Source organism: Demequina sp. (assembly GCF_049841215.1).
Classification (GTDB): Bacteria; Actinomycetota; Actinomycetes; order Actinomycetales; family Demequinaceae; genus Demequina.
In genome coordinates this window covers 13,135-35,131 of the sequence record NZ_JASGEO010000021.1, presented here as the reverse complement: position 1 = coordinate 35,131, position 21,997 = coordinate 13,135, and the positions used below count along the sequence as shown (strand labels likewise).

Genomic DNA, 21,997 nt, shown 5'->3' with positions numbered 1-21,997 from the left:
GTGCTTCGAACATGTGTTCGAATGCCTAGGTGAGGTGGGAGGCGCAGGGGCTTGATTCGGTGGCGGCTGGGGCGCTGCCCGGCCTCGCCAAGCTGCACGGCTTGGTGCGCTCCGTGCAAACCCCGGAGTTCGCCGGCATCACGTTCCACGAGGTGATGTCCAAGAGCGCGCTGAACAAGGTGCCGGCTGGCGGTCCCATGCCGTTCACGTGGACCGTGAACCCTTACCGAGGCTGCTCGCATGCGTGCGTCTATTGCTTCGCACGGCCCTCACACCAATACCTCGAACTTGATTCCGGCCGTGACTTCGATTCGCAAGTGATCGTCAAGATCAACGTGGCCGAGCAGCTCCGCCGCGAACTCGCGCGCTCCACCTGGGCGGGCGAGCCGGTAGCGCTCGGCACCAACACGGACCCCTACCAACGCGCAGAGGGTCGCTACCGCCTCATGCCTGGCATCATCGACGCGCTCGCCTCGTCTGGAACGCCGTTCTCGATTCTCACGAAGGGCACGTTGTTGCGCCGCGACCTTCCGCGCCTGGCCGACGCTGCGGCAGCAGTTCCCGTATCGCTCGCCATGTCTGTGGCCGTCTTTGACGATGAACTGCAAGACGCGGTGGAGCCCGGCACGCCCACCGCCACGGCGCGTTTGGCCACTGTTTCTGCGGCGGCCGCTGCCGGGTTCGACGTAGCGGTGTTCATGATGCCCGTGCTGCCGTTCCTCACGGACTCGGTGGAGCAGTTGGATGCCGCGCTGTCCCGCATCCGCGCCGCGGGCGCTACCTCCGTGACGTACTCGGCGCTGCACTTGCGGCCCGGCGTGAAGGAGTGGTTCGCCCAGTTCTTGCACCGTTATCGCCCGGAGCTCGTGCCTAAATACAGAGCGCTCTATCGCGACGATTCCTACGCCCCTAAGTCCTACCGGCGTGCTCTCGCGGAACGCATTAGGCCGCTCATCGCCGCACACGGCTTGGCCCGCACGGAGGTTCAGGAGGGCACTGGTACGCGAGCCGTCAGCTGTTCCCACGCAAGAAACGAGGACGGCGAGTGGCGTGCCCGGCCGGCCGCAGCGTCGGGCCGTCACGAGGTCGCCACGCTGTTCTAGCGCCGCCGATACGATGGCGCGAGAGGAGGCGCGCGTGGAACTGCTGGCAGTTGCGGTACTTGGACTGATTTGCATCGCATTCGCCACGCTTGCCGGGCCGCGGCTGGGGATCGCAGCGCCGCTGCTGCTCGTGGCGTTGGGGGTGGCGGCGAGCCTCGTACCGGGAGTCCCGGAGATCGTGATCGAGCCCGAGATCATCCTCGCTGGAATCCTGCCGCCCCTGCTCTACGCGGCGGCGGTGTCGATTCCCGCTACCGACTTCCGGCGGGAGATCCGGTCCATTTCAGGGCTCTCCGTTGTGCTCGTGATCATCTCCACCGTGGTGCTCGGATTCTTGTTCCAGGCAGTAATACCAGGTATGACGCTTCCGTGGGCGTTCGCGCTTGGCGCGATTGTGAGCCCAACGGATGCAGTGGCCACGGGCATCATCAGGCGTCTTGGCATCAACCCTCGCGTGGTCACGGTGCTTGAGGGCGAGTCCATGCTGAACGATGCGGTGGCCCTGGTGCTCGTGAGAGCGTCCGTTGGTGCGGCGGCGGTGGCGGTGAGCCTGTGGGGCGTGACGCTGCAGCTGGTCTACTCGATGGCCGTGGCCGCGGCGATCGGGTGGGCGATTGGCCGGCTCAATCTGTGGGTGCGCGGGCGTATCAGCGACCCTGTCGTCACCACTGTCATCTCCTTCACGGTGCCGTTCGTGGCGTCAATTCCGGCTGAGCTGCTCAACTCCTCCGGCCTAGTGGCAGCGGTGGTTGCCGGCCTGGTTACGGGCGCCGGTGCGGCGCGGGCGCTTGCTCCGCAACAGCGGGTGTCCGACCGCACCACGTGGAAGGCGATCGAGATGGTGCTCGAGGGCGCCGTGTATCTCATCATGGGCCTGGAGATTGTTGGCGTCGTCAACGAGGTGAGGGACAAGCACCAAGGCGTGACGAGCGCGTTGTGGATTGCCGCGTTGGCGCTCGCGGCGACGCTGCTCGTGAGGGCGGCGTTCGTAGGGCCCTTGGTGTGGCAACTCCATCGCCGCGCGCTCCGCGCAGAACGGATGCAACCCAAGATTGAGAAGTTCCGCGAACGTGTGGACTCGGTGCCGCACACCGCAGCCATTCCGCTGCCCCCGCGGCGCGGCAAGTGGCGCATGCGGCGGGCGTCCCGTGACGAGATGCGCCAGCGCCTTACCCGGCTGTCTGCCGACATCGCCCACATGATCGAGCAGCCGCTCGGGTGGCGAGAGGGGACCGTCATTGTGTGGGCGGGGATGCGCGGTGTGGTTACGATCGCGGCGGTGCAGACGTTGCCTCACGACGCTCCCTCGCGCGCGATGCTTGTGCTGATCGCGTTCTTGGTGGCGGTGGCGTCGCTTGGGATCCAGGGCGGCACCATGGGGCTCGTGATGCGGTGGCTCAAGCCGGATCCCGGACCAACCCCCGAGCAACTTGAGGGTGAGCGCCACGAGTTGGCTGAGCTACTCAACGAGGCCACCGCCGAACTGCGCGCGCGGCTCAGCACCGCGAGCAAGGAGGACCGCGTTGCGGCGGGCCTCGAACTGGTGAAGGCCACCCGCGAGGCCTTGCTCGACATCCGCGATCTTGGAACCTTCAGCGCAGCCGCCCTCGAGGACCAGTTGCGGCGCCTGGATGCAGATCAGATGAGGTTGGAGCTGTAGGGCGCCCGCATGCCTCCTGGCGGCAAGGGACGCATCCGCGCCCCCAACCACGCGAGCCAGCCACAGCGTCGGCCCTTTAGCGCCGGCCCCCGCACCCCGAATGCTTCCTGGCGGCAAGGGGCGCGTCCTAAGGGGCTCTTCCGACGCCGTGGTTGCCGCCAGGGCGCATCCGCGCCCGCGTGCGCATCCGCGCCCGCGTGCGCATCCGCGCCCACGTGCCTCCTGGCCGCAAGGCACGCATCCGCGCCCCCACCCACGCGAGCCAGCCACAGCGTCGGCCCTTTGGCGCCGGCCCCCGCACCCCGAATGCTTCCTGGCGGCAAGGGGCGGGTCCTAAGGGGCTCTTCCGACGCCGTGGTTGCCGCCAGGACGCATCCGCGCCCCCCGGGGCGCATCCGTGCCAGCCAGGGCGCACCCGCGCCCCCGGTGCTCATCCGCGCCCCCCGGGGCGCTCGAGAGTCCACCCGAGGGCACCTGACTCCACTGCAGTTATATCCACAGCGCGGCCTCGCGATATCTCCATCCACAGATCGGAGGTAGCCGACGGCAGCTCGCTTGGGAAGCGCGGAATGCTGTGACGATGCCAAGACCCAATCGCATCCCCGAGCTCGTCGCGTACCTAGATCGCCCGCGGAGCTGCGCGACATCGCGCCAACTCGCACGGCGCTTCGACCGCAAAGTGGTTCGAAATGCGGTCACGCAGGGACATGTCGTGGAGATCCTTCCGCGGGTCTTCGCGCACCCCGCGAGAGCGCGCTCCTTCGAGACGCGAGTCGAGGCGTTGCGGCTGTGGTTGCCGCGAAGTTGCGTCGTCAGCGGCCTCGCCGCGCTGTATCTCTTCGAGCTGTGCGAGTCTGAACCCGCCGTCGTTACTGTGATTACGCCAAGAAACTTGCACCTCACAGGCCCGAGTTGGCTGCGCGTGGTGAGGTGCGGCATGGTCACGACGCGGCAGGTGAGCGGAGGCGTCATGTGTGCCAGTAAAGAGCGTGCGCTGATCGACGCCTGGATCGAGGCGCGCGACGTGGACAAGATCTCGACTGTTCTCGAGGCGATGCGCAGGAGCAGCATCAAGGGATCCGCGGTGCTTCGGGAACTTGCGAAGATGCCGAGAGTGAGGCGGCGGCGGGAGTTGGTCGCGATTCTGCATGCGGCGAGCGAAGGAATCCAGAGCTACCTCGAGCACCGCGCCCGGCGCACAGTGTTGAACACGGCGGACTTCCGCGACCTCGGGCGGCAGGTGACCATCCCGGCAATGAGCACTGAGTATGTGGTCGACACGCTCGACGAGCCCACGCGCACCATCATCGAGTTCGACGGGGCCAAGGTGCACGGCACGCACGCGGCGAAGAAGCGTGACAATGCGCGCGATGCTGCGCTCGCAACCATGGGCTACCTCACGATCCGAATCGGCTACGACGACGTCATGACGCGGCCGCGTTGGTGCCGCGAAGTCATCCGCGCTGCGATCGCGGTGCGCGCTGGCGGCAACGTACGCGTCGCATCAGCCGCTTAGGACGCGGTGGTTGCCGCTAGGGCGCTTCTCGCGCCTCAGGGCCGACGCTGTGGCTGGGCCGAAGCCTTGGCCGGGCCGACGCTGTGGCTGGGCCGGGAACTCGCAACGCGCGCCCGCGCGTGGAAAGTTTCGCGAAACTTCCCGACGCTGTGGCCAAGTTCGCGCAGAAACCCGCCTCAGATCACGGAACGTTGGCTCCGCCGTTGACGTTGATGACCTCTCCCACCACGAAGGACGACTCCGGGGAGGCGAGGAAAACATACGCCGGAGCCTGCTCTACTGGTTGCGAGGTGCGCCCTAGCCACGAGGTGGATCCAAACCCGTCAAGCTTCTCCGGAGGCTGGCCGTCGGTCACCTGCAGGGGTGTCCACACGGGCCCGGGCGCCACCGCATTCACGCGAATTCCACGCGGAGCAAGATCGTGCGCGAGCGCCTTCGTGAACCCGTTGATTCCAAACTTGGTGGTGGCGTAGTTGATGATCATCGGCGAGGGGTTGTACCCCTGCACGGACGTGGAATTGATGATCGTGGACCCCGGCCCAAGATGGGGGAGCGCGTCGCGCGTGATCCAGAACATGGCGTAGAGGTTGGTGCGGATGGTCTGGTCCAGATTCTCCTCATCGAGTGAGTCGAAGGATTCGTGATACACCTGGTAAGCGGCGTTATTTACCAAGATGTCGAGCCCGCCCAACCCGGCCACAGCGTCGGCCACAAGGGAACGGCAGAACTCGCGATCCTGAATATCGCCAGGCAGCAGCACCGCCGTGCGTCCCTCTGCGCGGACCAGGGCGGCGATGGCCTCCGCGTCCTCCTGCTCGGCGGGCAGATAGGACATGGCGACGTCTGCGCCCTCGCGCGCAAAGGCGATCGCGACGGCCGCTCCAATCCCGGAATCGGCACCCGTGATGAGCGCTCGGCGCCCCACAAGTCGCCCGGTCCCGCGATACGTCGTCTCGCCGTGATCAGCCCGTGGCGTCAAGCGGGCGTCGAGACCGGGGAACGGCTGCCACGAGACCTCGGGCACGATGTGCGAGTGCCGCGTCACGGGATTGTCAAAGGTGAGCTGATCGGGTGACATCGGTGTCTCCAGGGGACGTGGGGTTAGCGTAGATAACGTTATTCAACCCCATATGGAGGCGCCAGATGAGCCCCAAGGAATGGTCCGACAAGCGCGAACGCCAGTACGAGCACGTTAAGGAGTCGGAACTGGAGCAGGGACGCAGCGAGAAGAAGGCCGAACAGATCGCCGCAGCCACCGTCAACAAGACCCGCAAGGAAAAGGGCGAGACAAAGGACGGCTGAAAGCGCCAGCCCGCGATAGCGTCAGGCTTGTGGCCGACGACAAGACCCCAAGCGCCCAAGTGATCCTCGCCAATGAGCGCACCCTGCTCGCGTGGATCCGCACGTCGCTAGCGCTCGTCGTCACGGGCGTGGCGCTCGAGGCCTTCGACGTCCCCATTCAGGAGACCTGGCGCCGTGCCTCCGCGACGATCTTTGTACTGCTCGGCATCGCCGCGGCAGTGCAGGCATGGGTGGGCTGGCGCGCGACGGACTCGGCGGCGCGCGCTGGAAAGGCCGTGCCCGCGCCCGCACTGCGGCACGTGCTCGTGGCGGGCGTCATCGCGGCGGTCGTCATCGTGGGCGTTGGCCTGCTGGTGGGTGCGTGACCCCAGAGACGTCTGCGCGCGAGCTCACGGTGCTCGCGTGGCGACGCACCTCCCTGCGGTGGGTGGTGGTGGCCGTGGTTGGGGCTCGCCTCTTTGCGGAAGCGCTCGGCTGGATTCCCGTAGCGCTCGCCGCCGTGACGATCCTGGTGTCAGGGGCACTTAGCATTCACATCTCCCGTGAACTTGGCGGCAAGCGGCCCGACGCTGACCACAGTCCCGTACTTAGGCTCGCCGCGGCGTGTGGCTTGGCGGGGCTCCTTGGGCTCGTGGCACTGTGGTGGCTCTGGGTCCGGTAACGATTAGGCAAAATCCCTTTTGTCCTCCGGGAGCCCCTGATAGGTTCTCCGATGGTCCAGTTAACCCACAACGCGAAAAGGAGGCGCACGGCATGTTGAACATCACCGGAATGACACCGGATCTCGCCGTAGCGCCCTCGCGTCTTGAGCGCGGAGTGCGCGGCTAACACCGCCCCGGCCTCATGGCCGCCCGCCCGTTCCACGCCCACCGCGTGAGCGATCCGCCAACCAGGCAAAAGCAACTTTTCAGCGCGCTTTGACGAGCGCCCGCGCATCCCTTCGCACGCCGAGGGGAGGTGAGAGGACCATGTACACCAACGACCCTGTGTCGCTGCTTTCGCTTCATCACGTGGAGCACGCGCGCCTTGTGCAGGACGCCACCCGAGCGTCGGCCAAGCCCGCGAGCTCAATCCGTGCGAGCGTCAGCGGCGCGTATTACGTGGCGGTTCGCCGCGCTTACCTGCGTGCGCGCGCCGCGCGTATGCGATCGATTGCTACTACGGCCAGCCGTGTCGCCCCTTAGCGGGCGGCACGGCTCGTGCCGTGCCGCCGACCATGCGCTAATCGCAGTACAGCGAATAGCGGAAGTCATCGACAGTCGCAGGCGTCACAAAGCTCACCACAGCGCCATCCATGACTGTCACCACGTAGGGCGTGCCGTCCAGGCGTTCGAACTCGTAGAGATCGAAGGTCTCCTCGCCCCAAGGGAACACGTGTGTATCGCCGAGCAGCGTTGCTGAAGGTTCGCCTGCGGATTTGAGCAGAGCCTCAAGCGACATCCCAAGCTGCAGGCCGCCCGCTCCTACTGGGCCAAAGGGCTCGTCGACGACGCTTTCATGCCACTGCGTCTGGTTCACAGCGATGAGCGTCAATGGCCACGCGAGGTAGTCGCCCGTGCCGTCGCCCTCGTCGGTGTGGACGTTGAGCTCCCAGCCGTCCTCGGACTCGAAGTACACGTTGCTTGCGTCTCCGCACGTGTTCGGCTCGATCCCAAGTGCATCGGCGAGCGATGCGGGAGTGGTTCCGAGCCTGATCGCACCAAAGGGAATGTCCGCAACGGCCATGGTCGCCGTTGGCGTCGGGCTCGGAGCTCGGCTTGGCGTTGCGCTTGGTATTGGCGATTCGCGGACGCTCTCGGTAGGGACCGTGCTCGCTGACAGCTCGGAGTCCATTCCAGTACATCCGGCAAGCGCGAGAGCGCACACCCCAATAATGATCGCCCGCACCATTCCCCCTCGTCCTTGTTGGTTCGCGAGCCTACTCGCCCGTTGGCTTTTCTTGGTGTCCGCCAAAGCCCTTGCGCATCGCGGAGAGTGTCTTCTCCGCAAAGAGGTCGAGGTCTCGCGACGCAAAGCGCGAGTACAGCGCCGTGGTGAGCACGGGTGTGGGGACGCCCTCGTCGATCGCCGCGATCGACGTCCAGCGGCCCTCGCCGGAATCCGACACGTGGCCGGAGAAGCCCTCGAGCTCGGGGTCCGCGTGGAGCGCCTCTGCCGTGAGATCCAGCAGCCACGATTGGATCACCGAGCCGCGTCGCCACACCTCGGAGACAGCTGCGATGTCGATGTCGTACTGATAGAACTCGGGGTGCGCCAGGGGCGCGGTCTCCGCATCGGAGGATGCCTCCGCCCGCCCGATGCCCGCGTTCTTGAGCACATTGAGACCCTCGGCGTAGGCGGCCATGAGCCCGTACTCGATGCCGTTATGCACCATTTTCACGAAGTGGCCCGCGCCAGTGGGGCCACAGTGCAGCCACCCTTCCTCGGCAGGCGAAGGATCACCAGATCGGCCCGGGGTGCGGGGCGCCCCCTCCACTCCGGGGGCGATTGTGGTCCAAATCGGAGCCAGGCGCTCCACGACGTCGGTTTCGCCGCCAATCATCAGGCAGAAGCCGCGCGTGAGTCCCCACACGCCGCCTGACGTGCCGCAGTCCACGAGGTGCAGACCCTTCTCGGCAAGCATTGCCGCGTGCGCGATGTCATCGCGGTAATAGGAGTTGCCGCCGTCGATGATCGTGTCGCCAGGCTCGAGCACCTCCGCGAGCGACGCGATCACCTTCTGCGTTATCGCGCCAGCGGGCACCATGACCCACACCGCCCTCGGCGCCTCAAGCGCCGTCACGAAGTCCGCAAGCGAAGGCACCGCGATGGCGCCTTCTGCCGCCAAGGCCGCAATAGCGTCGGGCGAGACGTCGTTCACGGCCACCTCGTGGCCGTCGCGCATGAGCCGTCGCGTAAGGCCGGCGCCCATGCGCCCCAGGCCAACCATTCCGAGTTGCATTAGTCCTCCTTGAGAACGGGGACGCGCCAGGTGTCGTCTCCGATGAGCAGGTCATTGGCTTCTTCAGGGCCCCACGTGCCGGCGGCGTAAGGAATCGCGCGGTGGTGTTGCGTGAGCACGGGCTCCACGACCGTCCACGCTGCCTCCACGGCGTCCTCGGTGGAGTACAGCGCGCGGTCGCCGTCGAGAGCATCCGTCAAGAGGCGTTCATACGGAGGGCGCTCGTCTGGGTGCTCCGTATCCACCACTAACTCCCGCTTATCTCCCACAAACTCCTCGCCAGGCACCTTTACGCGCGCGCCCAAAGCGATCACCGAGTTGGGCTGCAACCGAACCCGGAGGTAGTTGGGGTGGTGGTGGCGAGAGACGGCGTCCTCGAACAGCGCCTGCGGGGGCCGCTTGAAGCTCACGAAGATCTCCACAGCGGTGACGGGCATCGCTTTGCCCGCGCGCAAGTAGAACGGCACGTCCGCCCACCGCCACGAGTCGATGAAGACGCGCACGGCCGCAAACGTCTCGACGTCAGATTTGGGATCCACGCCCGCCTCGTCGCGGTAGCCCTCGAACTGGCCGCGCACCAGGTCGTCGGGAGTGAGCGGGCGCATCGCCTTGAACACGGACGTCTTCGCCTGCTGCACCGCCGCGTATCCGCGATACGCGGGGGCCTCCATCGCGAGCAGCGCGAGGATCTGGAACAGGTGATTCTCGATCACATCCCGCAGCGCGCCCGCTGACTCGTAGAACGCCCCGCGACCCTGCACTCCAAAATCCTCGGCCGCAGTGATCTGCACAGATTCGATGTAGTTGCGGTTCCACACGGGCTCGAGGAAGGCGTTCGCGAACCGGAAGTACAGCAGGTTCATGATCTCCTCCTTCCCCAAGTAGTGGTCGATGCGGAATACCGCCTCCTCGGGGAAGGCCCTGGAAATCACGCGGTTGAGTTCTTGAGCAGACGCCAGATCGCGCCCAAACGGCTTCTCCACCACCACGCGCGCGCCCTTGTTGAGCTTCACCGTCTTGAGGCCCTTGATGACGGTCTCGAACATCGACGGCGGAATCGCCAAGTAGTGCGTGGGGTGTTGCGCGTCCCCAACTGCCGCCTTGAGCGCCTCGAAGGTCGCCGGTGCCGCGTAGTCGCCGTCCACGTACTGCAGCAGGGAGAGCAAGCGGTCAAGGGTGGCCTTGTCAGCGTCGGGCCTTGCGGCCTTGATGGACTCCGTGGCGCGCTTCTTGAGATCGGAAAGCGTCCACTGGGAGAAGGCGACGCCGATCACCGGCACGTCCAGCTCGCTGTTCTCCACCATTCCGTACAGCGCGGGGAAGATCTGCTTCTTCGCGAGGTCGCCGCTCGCGCCAAAGAACACGAGGGCGTCGGACTTCACTGTGGACACGTGACCTCCCTGATGAGTGACCGTTTACACCCTACGCGGGGAACGTGGCTTGCGCGTGAGCGAGCACCTCATCGCGCGTGCGAGTGGTGGTGGCCAGGTGCTCGGGAAGCCAGTCGCCCTCGAAGCCGCGCGGCAGCACCTCCACGAGCATGATTGTGGCAAGCGCCAGGCGGTACAGCGCGATCCGCTGATCCGCGGCGTCGTCGAGCGTCAGGATGCCGCCGGCTTCGAGGTAGCCGGCCACGTGATGCTCCGGGAGCGGCCCTGTGTTGAACGCCGCCATGCCAACAAAGTCCATCAGTGGGTCCCCATACAGGGCTCGCTCCCAATCCACGATGCCCTGCACACGGCCCGACGCTGGGTCCAGTAGCACGTTGCCTGGCCACAGATCGTTGTGGACTAGGCATGCGGTGGTCACCTGGCCCAGCGCGTCCTGTCCGCGCGTGAGGACGTCGCGGAGTTCGTCCGCGCGGACGTCCACGCCGTACTTTTCGGCGTCCGCGAGGTGAGCGTGGAAGATCGCGTTGAAGGCGTCCGGCCACGTGTCGCCTCCCAGCGCGAAGTCGCGAGCCGGGTAGCCAAAGCGAGGCGAGGTGAGGCGGTGAAGGCGAGCGAAGACCCCGCCAACGTCTCGAGAGGCCCTCGCCTCAGCGTCGGGCGAAAGGGTGGTGCGATCCCACGGACTGCCAGCCAGGAATGTGGTGGCGATGGCCTCCACCTCAACGTGCGAGCGCGTGAAGTCCTCAAGCAGCAGCGTGGCGGTTGGTACGCCATCAACAGGCCCAAGCAACGCGAGCATGTCCGCCTCAACGCGCAAGAGGTCGTGCTCGTACGTGAGCAGGGCGTTGTGATCGTTGTGGTCCGGCACGGAGGTCTTGACGACAACGGCGCGCCCGTCCGCGAGGTTCACGAGTTGCACGGCGCTGAACGTGCCGCCGCTCAACTCGGTGTGGTCCACGGGGGTGCCGAGCGGCGCAAGCACGCTCTCCAGTTCCGTCAGGGTGAGGGGACGCTGGGAGCGCAACATGACGCCACTATAGGGGCGCGCTCTTGGGCGCGCGTGCGCGGCTGCGCGCACGTAGGGTGAGAGGAGAACCACCTACTACGAGGAGGCACTGCCATGTCCGACGATCGTTTGGGTGCGTTGAGCGCCGCAGGAGTATCCATTTGGCTCGATGACCTAAGCCGCGAACGGCTCGAGACCGGATCGCTCGCGCATGACGTGGAGAAGCGCCACATCGTGGGCGTCACCACCAATCCCAGCATCTTTGCGGCCGCGGTAAAGGGCGCCACCCAGTACGACGCGCAGCTCGCGGACCTTGGCGCGAAGGGATTCGATGCCGAGCAGGCCGTGCGCGCGCTCACCACGGATGACGTGCGCGCGGCGGCGGACGTGCTGCGGGGCGTGTTCGAGGGCACCGATGGCGTGGACGGGCGCGTGTCGATCGAGGTGGATCCGCGGCTCGCGCATGACACCGCTGGCACGGTGGCGCAGGCCAAGGAGCTGTGGGAGATCGTAGACAGGCCAAACGTGCTCATCAAGATTCCGGCGACGGTGGAGGGGTTGCCCGCGATCACCGATGTGCTCGCTGCAGGCATCTCCGTGAACGTGACGCTCATCTTCTCGCTTGACAGGTATGCGGCGGTGCTCGACGCGTTCCTCGACGGGCTGGAGCAGGCGGATACGAACGGGCACGATCTCGCGTCCATCGCGTCGGTGGCGTCGTTCTTCGTGAGCCGGGTTGACTCCGAGGTGGACAAGCGGCTGGAGGCCATAGACCCTGGTAGCGCCCTCAAAGGCACGGCCGCCATCGCTAACGCGCGCCTCGCTTTCGAGCACTTTGAGCAGGTGAGTGCGGGGGAGCGGTGGCAGGCGCTCGCGGCCAAGGGAGCCCGCCCGCAGCGGCCGCTGTGGGCGTCCACGTCCACCAAGGACCCGTCGTTCCCGGACACGATGTACGTGGACGAGCTCATCACGGCAGGCACCGTGAACACCATGCCGCAGGCCACGATCGATGCCTTCGACCACCACGGCTCCGTCCCGAGCGATCCCTCGAGTTGGGACACGATTCGAGGGACTTACGACGAGTCGCGGGCCGTGTTCGCGAGGCTAGCGGCCGTGGGGATCGACTTCGATGACGTGACGCGCGTGCTCGAACAAGAGGGCGTGGACAAGTTCATCAAGGCGTGGGAGGAGCTGCTGGGGATCGTGGGCGAGGCGCTCAAGCAGTAGCGGCTCTGCCGCACGCGCGGTCAACGGCACGTGCAACGAAGAGTAAATTGTTCGGCATGCCGAACAATGCCGTTGCCGAGCGTGCTACCGCGCGTCCGGAGCGGGGTCTGTGGCGTCTCTTTGGGCCCGCCTTCGTGGCGGCCGTGGCCTACGTGGACCCCGGAAACGTCGCGGCCAACCTCACGGCGGGCGCGTCGTACGGCTACCTGCTGCTGTGGGTGCTGGTGGCGGCGAACGCGATGGCGGTGCTGATTCAGTACCTCTCCGCGAAGCTTGGCCTGGTCACGGGCCGCACGCTCCCAGAGCTCATCGGGGAGCGCTTGGGCCGGAGGTCACGCCTCGCGTTCTGGGCTCAAGCAGAGGTGATCGCCGCGGCCACCGACCTTGCCGAAGTGATCGGCGGCGCGCTCGCCCTCAACCTGCTGTTCGGCATCCCCCTCCCACTTGGCGGACTCATCGTTGGAGTGGTGTCGATGGTGCTGCTCGCCGTCCATTCGCGCCGTGGAGAGCGCACCTTTGAGTTCGTCATCATCGGCCTGCTCGCGATCATCGCCATCGGCTTCACGGCAGGCCTGTTCGTGGCTCCGGTCGACTGGGGCGAGGCAGCGTCAGGCCTGGTACCTCGCTTCGCGGGGCCCGAAACCGTGCTCCTCGCCGCGAGCATGCTGGGCGCCACCGTCATGCCGCACGCGATCTACCTGCACTCCGCCCTCGCGCGCGATCGTCACCGCGGCACGTCCAACAGCAAGCCAACGCAGCGACTTCTCCGCGCCACCCGCTTCGACGTGAGCTGGTCCATGCTTGCGGCGGGCGGTGTCAACATTGCGATGCTCCTCTTGGCTGCCGCAAGTCTGCGCGGCGTTGAGGGCACCGAGTCGATCGAGGGAGCGCACGCCGCCCTCGTGGAGCACCTCGGCCCAGGCATCGCGATGGCCTTCGCCGTCGGCCTGCTCGCTTCCGGCCTCGCCGCCACCTCGGTGGGTGCCCATGCGGGAGCCGTGATCATGGAAGGGCTGCTCCTCAGGCGCATCCCGCTGCTCGTGCGCAGGGCGGTCACGCTCATCCCCGCGCTCATCATCCTTGCCATCGGCGTGGATCCCACCTGGGCCCTCGTGCTCTCACAGGTGGTGTTGAGCCTCGGCATCCCGTTCGCGCTCATCCCGCTCGTGCGCCTCACCGCTCTGCGCAGCGTGCTGGGGGACTACGTCAACCGCCGCTCCACGACGGTCGTGGCAATCGCCGTGACCGCGCTGATCGTCGCCCTCAACGTGGCGCTCGTCGTCATCACGGTGCGGGGCTAACCCACAAGGCTTCCGCGTCGCCCTCGGCGAGCAGGTACGTAGCCTGCCCGACGGCCAACTCGCCGTCCGTACGCAACGTCACCACAGCGTCGGGCAGGATCCCGGCGGCCGCGAAGGCGCGCAACCGCTCGGGTGAAGCGTCTGAGATGCGCGTCACAACTGCCCTGGTACCAGGCGTGACGGATGCCAGGAGTACAGCGTCTGGCGCCGGAGGGGGGCCGCTCGCCGGCGGAATGGGATCGCCGTGCGGGTCCCTGGTGGGGTGCCCAAGCCGCTCATCGATGCGAGCCAGGAACGTGTCGCTCACGGCATGCTCGAGGGCCTCCGCCTCGTCGTGCACCTCGTCCCACGAGTAGCCTAATTCCTGCTCAAGGAAGGTCTCGATGAGTCGATGCCTGCGCACCATTGCGAGCGCGTGAGCCGTTCCAGCGGGGGTCAGCACAATGGCCCCGTAGGGCGCGTGCTCCACGAACCCTTGGTCCGCGAGTTTGCGCACGCCATCGGAGGCCGTGGAGGTGCGCACGCCAAGGCGCTCCGCGAGTGCGGTCACGGTGATCCCAGCCGGATCCCACTCGCCGAGGCTCCACAGGGCCTTGAGGTAGTCCTGGGTACTCGGCGAGAGGCTTCCGGTGTCGGTCAAGCTCAGCCCGTGATGCCGCAGCGGGTAGCGAGGTACTCCGCAACGCGCGCGCTGGCTGCGGGGGCGGCGCTCACCGCATCCTGGACGTCCGGATCGGTGAACGTGACCTGAATCTTCTCAACGAAGGCCGCTGGGGACGCGGCGTCTGCGGCATCCTGCGACAGCGTGATCGTGTACTTGGTGACGAAGGTCTCGAGAGCGGCGAAGTCCGCGTTGATGTCCTCGCCTTGCGTTTCCTGGACGCCAATCGTGTAGAACTCGAGCGTCTGGTTGGACAGTTCCAGCATGTCGTCGCCCCACGCGTTGAGTTCGGTGGCGTCCTCTGCCGTGAGGAAAGAGGGGTCGGACAGCATTGCGGTGAGGTCGTCGGTGCGGCCAACGAGCGTCTCGGAGACTTCGATGCTTTCCTGGGCGGCGGCACACAGCGCGTCGTCAAGGTTGCCGACCGTAGGCGTTGGGGTGCTCGTGTTGCCCTCCGCCTGAACCGTGGGGGCGGGGTTTGGAGCCGCACTCGTCTCTTCCGCAGTGGAGCCGGAGCATCCGGCCAGCGTGGCGACTCCGAGCACCGCGATGGCGGCGAGTCCAACGATCTTCATGATGATTCCCTCCGATGGTTCCGTTGTGCCAAGCGTACGCGGCTAGATTCCGCACAGATCGCCGTTAGGCCCGCCGTCCATGAGGCCCTCGCCCCATGACACCTCGGTGACCACGCCGTCGACAATGTCGAAGTTGTAGCTGGTGGACTCGCTCGTCGGCACGATGAGCTGTGTCCGTGCGCCGCGGGCGATGTCGTCGAAGGACACCTCGGACGCCGTGGGGTAGGCAGCCATGACCTCGTCCACCGTGGAGCCGACGGTGATGCCCTCTGCAGTGCGCGGCATCTCGTAGCTCGCGGCGTCAGCAGGGTCCGCGTACCAGTACATGATGAAGAAGTTGATGCGGCCGCCGGGGTCAGAGGGGTCGCTCAGCGCCGTGACGTAGAAGCCGGGGTCGTCCTGGGCAACGATCTGTCCGTACCAGGGGCACGACTCGGGCGCCGTCACCGGGGCGCCGGTGGCTTCCGCCTCCGCGAACGACTGGCCGATGCAGACTCCCGCGAAGCTGCTGGGTCCAATTGCCGCCGCCGTGTAGTCGGGATCGTCCGTCCATGTGGGGCAGTCCATCGCGGTAGCCGTCTCCGTGGGGGAGGGCGTGACGCTAGGGCTTGGAGTGGCCGACGCTGTGGTCACCGCATCGCTTGGGCTGGGCGAGGCGCTGGTGGCGTCGGGTGAGGAAGAACATCCGGCGAGCACAAGGGCGGCGACTGCGATGGCTGCAAGGCGGGTTTTCATGCCTCAACGGTATCGGCGCACGTATCTGAGCGCACCCCCCATTTTGTGGGGGTTTACGCGTGCAATGCCGCCCGATACCGCGCACCGAGTGCATCGAACATCGCGTTGGCGTCGTCGTCAATGGTGCGCAGTTCTGCATGAGCCTCGAAGAACGCCACTGCCTCCGCAACACCGTCGGCGAACGGGACGCGCTGCTCCCACGCGGGAACGAGGGCACGAAGTTTGCTTGTGTCGTACACCGCGGGGTGCATCTTGTCGCCGTAGATGGATCCCGCTTGCGACGGTGCCGCCCCTACCAGCGCGTCGGATGGCACGCACACAAACTGCTCGCGCAACTGCTCCACTGGCACCCCCGCCGCCTTGCCGATCGCCTCGTGAATTCCGCGCCAGGTGAGTGCCTCCGAACCCGTCACGTGCACGGCATGGCCCACCGCGTCGGGCGTGCTGAGTAAGCCCACGATGCCAGCGGCCACGTCGCGAGCGTGGGTGATGGTCCACAGGCTGGTGCCGTCGCCGGGAAGGATGATGTCCGCGCCGCGCCGCATCCGGTCGACGAGCGTCCACGGGTGGCGAGAGACCCCGGTGAACCCAGGGATTTTCGACGCACCGTACGTGTGCGCTGGCCTGATGATGGTCCACGGGATGTCGCTCGAGGTGCGCAGGGCCTCTTCGCATGCGATCTTCTTGCGTGCGTACTCCCAGTACGGGTTCTCGAGCGGAACGTCCTCGGTGAGCGGACGCAGGTGGTCGTATTTGCGGTAGGCCGCGGCCGTGGCGATGAGGACGTACCGATCCGTGAGGCGGCGGAACGTCTCGATGTCGTCGAGCACCTGGTGGGGTTCGTAGGCGACAAACTGAACCACAGCGTCGAACCGTTCTCCGCGCAAGCGCGGCCCCCGCAGAGCCGCGCGCAGCGACTCCGGATCGGTGGCGTCTGCGTGGATGATGTGCGCGCCTTGGGCGCTCGGCAACAGGGAGCGGCCGCGGTTCACCAGGGTGACATCGTGACCTTCCGCGAGGGCCAAATCGGATACTTGGGATGAAATGAGTCCCGTGCCGCCAATCAGGAGGATGCGCATACGTCCGATGCTAGGCGCACGCGTGTTGGCGCAGGTAAGTTGAGGCTTGTGACTGAGGGACATTCACGCCTGCTCTACGAGCGCCTTACCGAACTCTTTCCAGCGGGGTGGCGAGACGCTGCGCCGTGGGGCTATCCGCACCAAGTGGAGTTGGCGCTCATTGCCGGCGTTTTTCGCGCGCAGACTCCGCAGGCGAACGCGGACGCAGTAGTTGACTACGTGATGAGGTCCCGTCCTAGCTCCTTGCTCGATGACCTGCCCGAACTCATCGTGGGCGGCGTGGACGGAGTGGTGAAGACGCTCGGCTCAGGCTGGGGAGACACCAACGTGCTTGGCGTGCCCGTCTTGCGTGCCGCCGTAATCCATGACGCCGCGCAGGCGCTGGTGGGCTTGGGCGTGAACTCCGGCGATGATCTGCGGCGCGTCTACAGCGAGGCGCCCGACGCTGTGGAGGGTGCCGTACTCGGCGTGCGCGGTCTTGGCAGAGTCACGTGGGACTGGATTGGCGTGCTTGCCCAGGTGCCGTTGCGGCCCGATCCAGAGTTCGTTGTCTTTGTTGGGCGGCTTGTAGGGGAGAAGCTCTCGCCAGCTGAGGTCGCCGACCTGGTGCGGCCCACGGCGCGCAAATTCGCGCTCGACGATCGCGACCTGTCGCACGCGATCCGGGAACTCATTCGCGCTCGCGCCGCGTAGCCGCATTCCATTCCTCCTGCTCCAGCGCGGCTAGCTGCGCCAACTTCGCCGCACGCTCGGCACTAGTTGACACCAAATATTCCAACTGGAATAATCGACGCGGTACAACCCTGGGGAGGGACTGTGGGAAAGCACTCTGGATCGCTGCGTCCGCTTGGCGTGGTGTCTCTGGCGCTCCTCACGGAACGCCCCATGCACCCCTACGAGATGTACCAACTTCTCATCGCTCGCAACCAAGACCGCACCGTCAAGGTGCGGCCCGGCACGCTGTATCACGCGATCAATTGGCTTGAGGACGCGGGGTTCGTGATCGCCACGGGCACCGAGCGCGAAGGCAACCGCCCAGAGCGCACTACGTACGCCATCACGGACGCAGGGCGCGCCGCGCTGAGGCGATCCGTCGTGTCCATGGTGACCGAGCCGTCGGACGAATATCCAGAGTTCACCGTCGCCATAGGCGAGGCACACAACCTGCCGGCCCACGAGGTCGTATCCGCTCTTCGCGAGCGCATCGCGATCCTGGAGGCGGATTGCGCTCGCGGTGAGGCCCTCATGAAGCGAGCGGACGGCCGCGGCCTGCCGCGCCGCTTTATCCTCGGCGGCGAGTTCGCCCTCAACCGTGCCCGCGCGGACATCGCGTGGCTCTCTTCCGTGATCGCCGACATCGAGTCAGGCGATCTGTCCTGGGACACCCCGGTCCCCACTCCACTCAAGGAACAACCATGACCCACGAACGCAGTCCCTGGCCCGCCCTGTGGGCGCTCGTCATCGGCTTCTTCATGATCCTCATCGACACCACCATCGTGGCCGTCGCCAATCCCTCGATCCAGCAGGGCCTCAACGCTTCCATCGACCAGGTCATCTGGGTGACGTCCGCGTACCTGCTCGCCTACGCGGTGCCGCTACTCATTACGGGCCGCCTCGGCGACCGTTACGGCCCCAAGCTCGTCTACCAAACGGGGCTCGTTGTCTTCACCGTCTCGTCGCTGCTGTGCGGTCTCGCGGACTCTCTGCCCGGTTCCGGCATCGGCAACCTCATCGCGTTCCGCGCACTGCAGGGACTTGGTGCCGCGCTCATGACGCCGCAGACGATGGCCGTCATCACGCGCACCTTCCCCGCCGCCCGGCGCGGCATCGCCATGGCGCTGTGGGGAGCCGTTGCTGGCGTCGCCACACTGGTTGGCCCGCTTATCGGCGGCGTGCTCGTCGATGGCCCGGGCTGGGAGTGGATCTTCTTTGTCAACGTGCCCATCGGCGTGGTGGCCTTTATCGCCGCCCAGATCTTGGTGCCGCACCTCGAGACCCACCAGCACTCGTTCGACTGGCTCGGCGTTGCACTGTCCGCACTCGGCATGTTCATGCTGGTCTTTGGCCTCCAGGAGGGCCACACCTACGACTGGAACGGCTGGGTGTGGGCGTGCATCGGCGGCGGCGTCGCGGTGCTTGGCATCTTCTTGCTGTGGCAGCGCGCCAACAAGAAGGAACCTTTGGTTCCGCTTGAACTGTTTAAGGACCGCAACTTCTCCGTGGCGAACGGCGCCATCACCACCGTCGGCTTTGCCTTCACGTCGATGTTCATCCCGCTCGTGTACTTCTTCCAAGCGGTCCGCGGACTCACGCCAACCCAGTCGGCACTCATGACCATTCCCACGGCGCTTGCCACGCTCGCGTTGTCCCCGGTTGCCGGAAAGCTCGCGGACCGCCTGCACCCCCGCGCGGTGGCCGTGCCCGGTCTTGCGATCGGTGCGCTGGCGATCGTCACGTGGTCACTCATGCTGTCCCCGGACATCGCGATTGGGTGGCTGCTGATCCCGCCGTTCCTCTTGGGTGTTGGTAGTTCGTTCATCTGGGCGCCACTGGGTTCCACCGCCACGCGCAACCTCCCCATGAAGGCCGCGGGCGCCGGTGCCGGCATCTACAACACCACCCGTCAGGTGGGCGGTGTCCTTGGCTCCGCGGCCATCGCCACCGTCATCGTCAACCGCATCGCCGCAAACCTTGGCGATATCGGCGGCGCGCCGCAGGGAGAGTCCTCGAGCCTCGAGCTCCCGGAGCCTCTCAAGGAGGGCTTCACCACGGCCATGACGCAGACGCTCATCGTGCCCGCGATCGTGCTCTTCATTGGTGCGCTCATCGCGCTGTGGTTTGTGCGGCCAGCTCACCTTGAGACGCCCGACGCTGGTGAGGCTCTCGCCGACGAAGAGGCTGAGCGCACCCCGGCCTGAGCGGCTCCCGTGGCTAGGCTGGAGGCATGCTTGGTGTGTTGCTTGCCTTCGCCTCGAGCATCTTCTGGGGGGCCTCTGATTTCGCGGGAGGCGTGAGCTCGAGACGGTCGAGCGCGCTCGTTGCCAACCTGTGGTCGTTCGTGAGCGCGACGGCCGTGTCCGTGATCGCTCTGGTGGTGTACCCCGGCGGGTGGTCACACACCGCGGTCTCCGCCGGGGTGTGGGCTGGCGTACTGGGCCTCGCGGGTTTCCTCACGCTGTACGCGAGCCTCGCGGCGGCACCGATGGGAGTCGCCACGGTCATCGTGGGGGCAACGGAAGCGGTGATTCCCGTTGTCGTTGGCGTGTTCTGGTACCGAGAGGGGCTCACGGCGTTCGCGTGGGCCGGAGTCGCCGTGGCCATGGCTGGTGCCGCGCTCATTGGCGTGGCCGAGGGCGGCCAAGCTCATGCGCGATGGGGGTCGCTGCTGCTCGCAGCGGTATCCGGCGCGTTCTTCGGCTTCTCCGTGGTGGCGCTCGACGCGGCGCCAGCCGATTCTGGCTTCGTGACCGCCGGCGTGGAGATAGCGGTGGGCCTCGTGCTCATGGTGTTGCTGACGGTCGCGGTGTCGCGGGTGGCGTCCCTGCGCCGCGCGAGTTCGTGGGTTGGAATCGGTGCAGGGAACGAAGAGGCGGACGCTCGCACGCGCGGCATTGCGATGCTCGCGGGGCTGTTCCTCGCGGTCGCGAACTTGTTGCTGCTCATCGCGTTGCGCGAGGCCCCGCTCGCAGTGGTTGGGGTGGTGCTGTGTCTGTACCCGGTGACCACGGCCCTGCTTGCGCGGATCTTCCTCGAGGAGCGCCTAACCCTCAAGCACATTGCGGGAATCGCCGTGGCGCTCGCCGGGTGCGTGCTGCTGGCGTTGAGCTGATCCCTAGTAGACCGGTCGTGCCAAGAGGGCCACCCGCACGCTGCCGTCCCGCGTCTCCTGCTCGGCGAGCTGCCGGAAGCCAAGCCGCTCGTGGAAGGCGATCGATCCAGGATTCACGGGTCGCACGTTGACCTCTGCGGTGACCTCACTTGCTCCGCGCTCTCGCGCGCGCTCGAACACAGACTCATAGAGGGCCCTGCCGATGCCCGTGCCCTTCGCCAGGGGAGACACCACCACGCGATCGATGTACTGGTGGCGAACGCCGCGATCCTCGAACCACCGGTAGTTCTCCGACGTATACGGCTGCCCGCCTCCCATGCTCAGCAGAAAGGCAAGAAGGTTGTGGTTGCGATCGGTTGAGACGAGGCGCACGTCGCACATGGCGAACAGGCTCGCCAACTCGTCCTCGCTGAGGGGGTTGATCGCGGGGCCAGCGGCGGCGTTGAGCTCCTGGACCTGGGGGAGATCGGATTCCCGCATCACGCGCAGCCTGAAGTTCTGCATGGGCGCCATTGTGCCGTGCGAATGTTAACGGCGCCTTGCGAATGTAACGGTGGCGTGTCGTTGCCCAGATATGCAAGGGGATGTATGGTTATGCATATGGCGATCTCCGTTGCAGTAGCTGGCGCGTCTGGGTACGTGGGCGGCGAGGTGCTGCGCGTGTTCAGCCAGCATCCTGATGTCGAGTTCGGCGCACTCACCGCGCACTCGTCTGTTGGGGACGCACTTGGAGTGCACCAACCCCACCTCGTCCCGCTCGCGGATCGGATCATCGCGGACACCACCGCAGAGACGCTCGCGGGGCACGACGTGGTGGTGCTCGCGTTGCCGCACGGCAAGTCGGCCCAGATTGCAGCCCAGCTCTCGCAAGACACCCTCGTCATAGATTGCGGCGCGGACCACCGTCTCACCGATCCCGGCGCGTGGGCGGCCTATTACGGCGGCGAGCACGCGGGCAGCTGGCCGTATGGGCTCCCGGAGCTCATCACCGCTTCGGGCCACCAGCGGGACATCTTGCCTGGTAGCAAGCGCATCGCCGTACCCGGCTGCAACGTCACCGCGGTGACGCTTGCGCTACAGCCAGGCGTAGCGTCGGGCGTTGTGAACGCCAGCGACATCGTTGCCGTGCTCGCGAACGGGTACTCGGGCGCGGGAAAGAAGCTTGAGACCACGTATCTGGCGAGTGAAGCGCTCGGGGCGGCGGTTCCGTACGCCGTTGGTGGGTCACACCGCCACATCCCGGAGATCATTCAGAATCTCGAATCCGCAGGCGCCACCGAGGTCCGGTTGAGCTTCACGCCCACGCTGGTGCCGATGGCCCGCGGAATTCTCGCGACCGTCACGGCACCGCTGGCTCAGGGCGTCAATGTTGAGGCAGTGCGCGCGGCGTGGGAAGAGGCGTATGCGGACGAGCCCTTCGTTCACCTGTTGCCCGAAGGACAGTGGCCCTCGACGGCGGCGACCCTTGGTGCGAACACGGCCCTCATGCAGGTGGCGGTAGACGGTAACGCCGGGCGCGTCGTGGTGGTGTGCGCCATCGACAACCTTGTGAAGGGCACCGCCGGAGCCGCGCTGCAGTCGATGAACCTCGCGCTTGGGCTGCCGGAGACTCGCGGGTTGTCCACGATTGGAGTCGCGCCGTGAGCGGCGCGCAAGTAGTGGAGGCAGCGC

24 protein-coding genes are annotated in these 21,997 nt (G+C 66.4%); 14 read left to right on the top strand and 10 right to left on the bottom strand.

Going from position 1 to position 21,997, the window contains the following annotated elements:
* Positions 1-29 precede the first annotated feature (29 nt).
* The 3 genes from QM618_RS10300 (at position 30) to QM618_RS10290 (ending at position 4,279) form a co-directional block, all read left to right on the top strand.
* Positions 30-1,103, top strand: a complete 1,074-nt coding sequence (locus QM618_RS10300; RefSeq protein ID WP_428098277.1) for an Rv2578c family radical SAM protein — start codon at positions 30-32, stop codon at positions 1,101-1,103.
* 34 nt (positions 1,104-1,137) lie between these two features.
* Complete coding sequence (locus QM618_RS10295) at positions 1,138-2,763, top strand: cation:proton antiporter (protein ID WP_428098274.1); 1,626 nt, start codon at positions 1,138-1,140, stop codon at positions 2,761-2,763.
* 712 nt (positions 2,764-3,475) lie between these two features.
* Positions 3,476-4,279, top strand: coding sequence for a DUF559 domain-containing protein (locus tag QM618_RS10290; RefSeq protein WP_428098271.1), 804 nt, complete (start codon positions 3,476-3,478; stop codon positions 4,277-4,279).
* 181 nt (positions 4,280-4,460) lie between these two features.
* On the opposite strand, the gene QM618_RS10285 is transcribed toward QM618_RS10290, so the two are convergent.
* A complete protein-coding gene (locus QM618_RS10285; RefSeq protein WP_428098268.1) occupies positions 4,461-5,357 on the bottom strand; it encodes an SDR family oxidoreductase in 897 nt (298 codons plus the stop codon).
* Positions 5,358-5,422: 65 nt separating this feature from the next.
* On the opposite strand from QM618_RS10285, the gene QM618_RS10280 reads away from it, so the two are divergent.
* From QM618_RS10280 to QM618_RS10265, 4 genes are all read left to right on the top strand, one after another.
* On the top strand, positions 5,423-5,581 hold the full coding sequence (locus QM618_RS10280) for a hypothetical protein (RefSeq protein ID WP_428098265.1): 159 nt from the start codon (positions 5,423-5,425) through the stop codon (positions 5,579-5,581).
* Positions 5,582-5,610: 29 nt separating this feature from the next.
* Positions 5,611-5,946: a YidH family protein gene (locus tag QM618_RS10275; protein WP_428098261.1), complete on the top strand. Its 336-nt coding sequence runs from the start codon at positions 5,611-5,613 to the stop codon at positions 5,944-5,946.
* Entirely contained in the window at positions 5,943-6,242 is a 300-nt protein-coding gene (locus tag QM618_RS10270) for a hypothetical protein (protein ID WP_428098258.1), read from the top strand. Before QM618_RS10275 ends, QM618_RS10270 begins: the two co-directional genes overlap by 4 nt.
* 307 nt (positions 6,243-6,549) lie before the next feature.
* Entirely contained in the window at positions 6,550-6,765 is a 216-nt protein-coding gene (locus QM618_RS10265; RefSeq protein ID WP_428098255.1) for a hypothetical protein, read from the top strand.
* 37 nt (positions 6,766-6,802) lie between these two features.
* Here the strand turns inward: QM618_RS10265 and QM618_RS10260 are convergent, their stop codons facing one another.
* From QM618_RS10260 to QM618_RS10245, 4 genes are all read right to left on the bottom strand, one after another.
* On the bottom strand, positions 6,803-7,306 hold the full coding sequence (locus QM618_RS10260) for a hypothetical protein (RefSeq protein ID WP_428098252.1): 504 nt from the start codon (positions 7,304-7,306) through the stop codon (positions 6,803-6,805).
* Between the two features lie 193 nt (positions 7,307-7,499).
* Complete coding sequence (gene gnd / locus QM618_RS10255) at positions 7,500-8,522, bottom strand: phosphogluconate dehydrogenase (NAD(+)-dependent, decarboxylating) (protein ID WP_428098250.1); 1,023 nt, start codon at positions 8,520-8,522, stop codon at positions 7,500-7,502.
* The gene (zwf, locus tag QM618_RS10250; RefSeq protein ID WP_428098247.1) at positions 8,522-9,913 is read right to left on the bottom strand and encodes a glucose-6-phosphate dehydrogenase; all 1,392 of its coding nucleotides are present in this window, start codon (positions 9,911-9,913) and stop codon (positions 8,522-8,524) included. The genes gnd and zwf overlap by 1 nt, the downstream gene beginning before the upstream one ends.
* A gap of 31 nt (positions 9,914-9,944) precedes the next feature.
* Positions 9,945-10,940, bottom strand: a complete 996-nt coding sequence (locus tag QM618_RS10245) for a phosphotransferase family protein (protein ID WP_428098244.1) — start codon at positions 10,938-10,940, stop codon at positions 9,945-9,947.
* Positions 10,941-11,033: 93 nt separating this feature from the next.
* Here QM618_RS10245 and tal point away from each other — a divergent pair, with 93 nt between their 5' ends.
* Both tal and QM618_RS10235 read left to right on the top strand, forming a co-directional pair.
* The gene (tal, locus tag QM618_RS10240) at positions 11,034-12,146 is read left to right on the top strand and encodes a transaldolase (protein WP_428098241.1); all 1,113 of its coding nucleotides are present in this window, start codon (positions 11,034-11,036) and stop codon (positions 12,144-12,146) included.
* 56 nt (positions 12,147-12,202) lie between these two features.
* Positions 12,203-13,447 (top strand): Nramp family divalent metal transporter, encoded by a 1,245-nt coding sequence (locus QM618_RS10235; RefSeq protein ID WP_428098237.1) that lies wholly within the window; start codon positions 12,203-12,205, stop codon positions 13,445-13,447.
* Here the strand turns inward: QM618_RS10235 and QM618_RS10230 are convergent.
* Genes QM618_RS10230 through QM618_RS10215 form a run of 4 tightly spaced genes read right to left on the bottom strand, consistent with a single transcriptional unit; the run spans position 13,431 to position 16,497 of the window.
* Positions 13,431-14,087, bottom strand: a complete 657-nt coding sequence (locus QM618_RS10230; RefSeq protein WP_428098234.1) for a metal-dependent transcriptional regulator — start codon at positions 14,085-14,087, stop codon at positions 13,431-13,433. The two genes, QM618_RS10235 and QM618_RS10230, sit on opposite strands and share 17 nt — an antisense overlap.
* Positions 14,088-14,089: 2 nt before the next feature.
* A complete protein-coding gene (locus tag QM618_RS10225) occupies positions 14,090-14,683 on the bottom strand; it encodes a hypothetical protein (RefSeq protein ID WP_428098231.1) in 594 nt (197 codons plus the stop codon).
* Between the two features lie 42 nt (positions 14,684-14,725).
* On the bottom strand, positions 14,726-15,418 hold the full coding sequence (locus QM618_RS10220; RefSeq protein WP_428098226.1) for a hypothetical protein: 693 nt from the start codon (positions 15,416-15,418) through the stop codon (positions 14,726-14,728).
* 53 nt (positions 15,419-15,471) lie between these two features.
* Positions 15,472-16,497 (bottom strand): NAD-dependent epimerase/dehydratase family protein, encoded by a 1,026-nt coding sequence (locus QM618_RS10215; RefSeq protein WP_428098223.1) that lies wholly within the window; start codon positions 16,495-16,497, stop codon positions 15,472-15,474.
* A 48-nt stretch (positions 16,498-16,545) separates the two neighbouring features.
* On the opposite strand from QM618_RS10215, the gene QM618_RS10210 reads away from it, so the two are divergent.
* The 4 genes from QM618_RS10210 to QM618_RS10195 all read left to right on the top strand — a co-directional run bounded on the left by QM618_RS10210 (position 16,546) and on the right by QM618_RS10195 (position 20,326).
* Positions 16,546-17,190: a hypothetical protein gene (locus QM618_RS10210; protein WP_428098220.1), complete on the top strand. Its 645-nt coding sequence runs from the start codon at positions 16,546-16,548 to the stop codon at positions 17,188-17,190.
* A gap of 123 nt (positions 17,191-17,313) precedes the next feature.
* A complete protein-coding gene (locus tag QM618_RS10205; protein ID WP_428098217.1) occupies positions 17,314-17,916 on the top strand; it encodes a PadR family transcriptional regulator in 603 nt (200 codons plus the stop codon).
* Complete coding sequence (locus tag QM618_RS10200) at positions 17,913-19,415, top strand: MFS transporter (RefSeq protein WP_428098214.1); 1,503 nt, start codon at positions 17,913-17,915, stop codon at positions 19,413-19,415. Before QM618_RS10205 ends, QM618_RS10200 begins: the two co-directional genes overlap by 4 nt.
* A 26-nt stretch (positions 19,416-19,441) precedes the next feature.
* Positions 19,442-20,326: an EamA family transporter gene (locus QM618_RS10195; protein ID WP_428098211.1), complete on the top strand. Its 885-nt coding sequence runs from the start codon at positions 19,442-19,444 to the stop codon at positions 20,324-20,326.
* Between the two features lie 3 nt (positions 20,327-20,329).
* Here the strand turns inward: QM618_RS10195 and QM618_RS10190 are convergent, their stop codons facing one another.
* The gene (locus QM618_RS10190; RefSeq protein ID WP_428098206.1) at positions 20,330-20,830 is read right to left on the bottom strand and encodes a GNAT family N-acetyltransferase; all 501 of its coding nucleotides are present in this window, start codon (positions 20,828-20,830) and stop codon (positions 20,330-20,332) included.
* A 90-nt stretch (positions 20,831-20,920) separates the two neighbouring features.
* On the opposite strand from QM618_RS10190, the gene argC reads away from it, so the two are divergent.
* Positions 20,921-21,970 carry an N-acetyl-gamma-glutamyl-phosphate reductase gene (gene argC, locus QM618_RS10185; RefSeq protein ID WP_428098733.1) on the top strand — a complete coding sequence of 350 codons (1,050 nt, stop codon included), beginning with the start codon at positions 20,921-20,923 and terminating at the stop codon, positions 21,968-21,970.
* Positions 21,971-21,997: the final 27 nt, after the last annotated feature.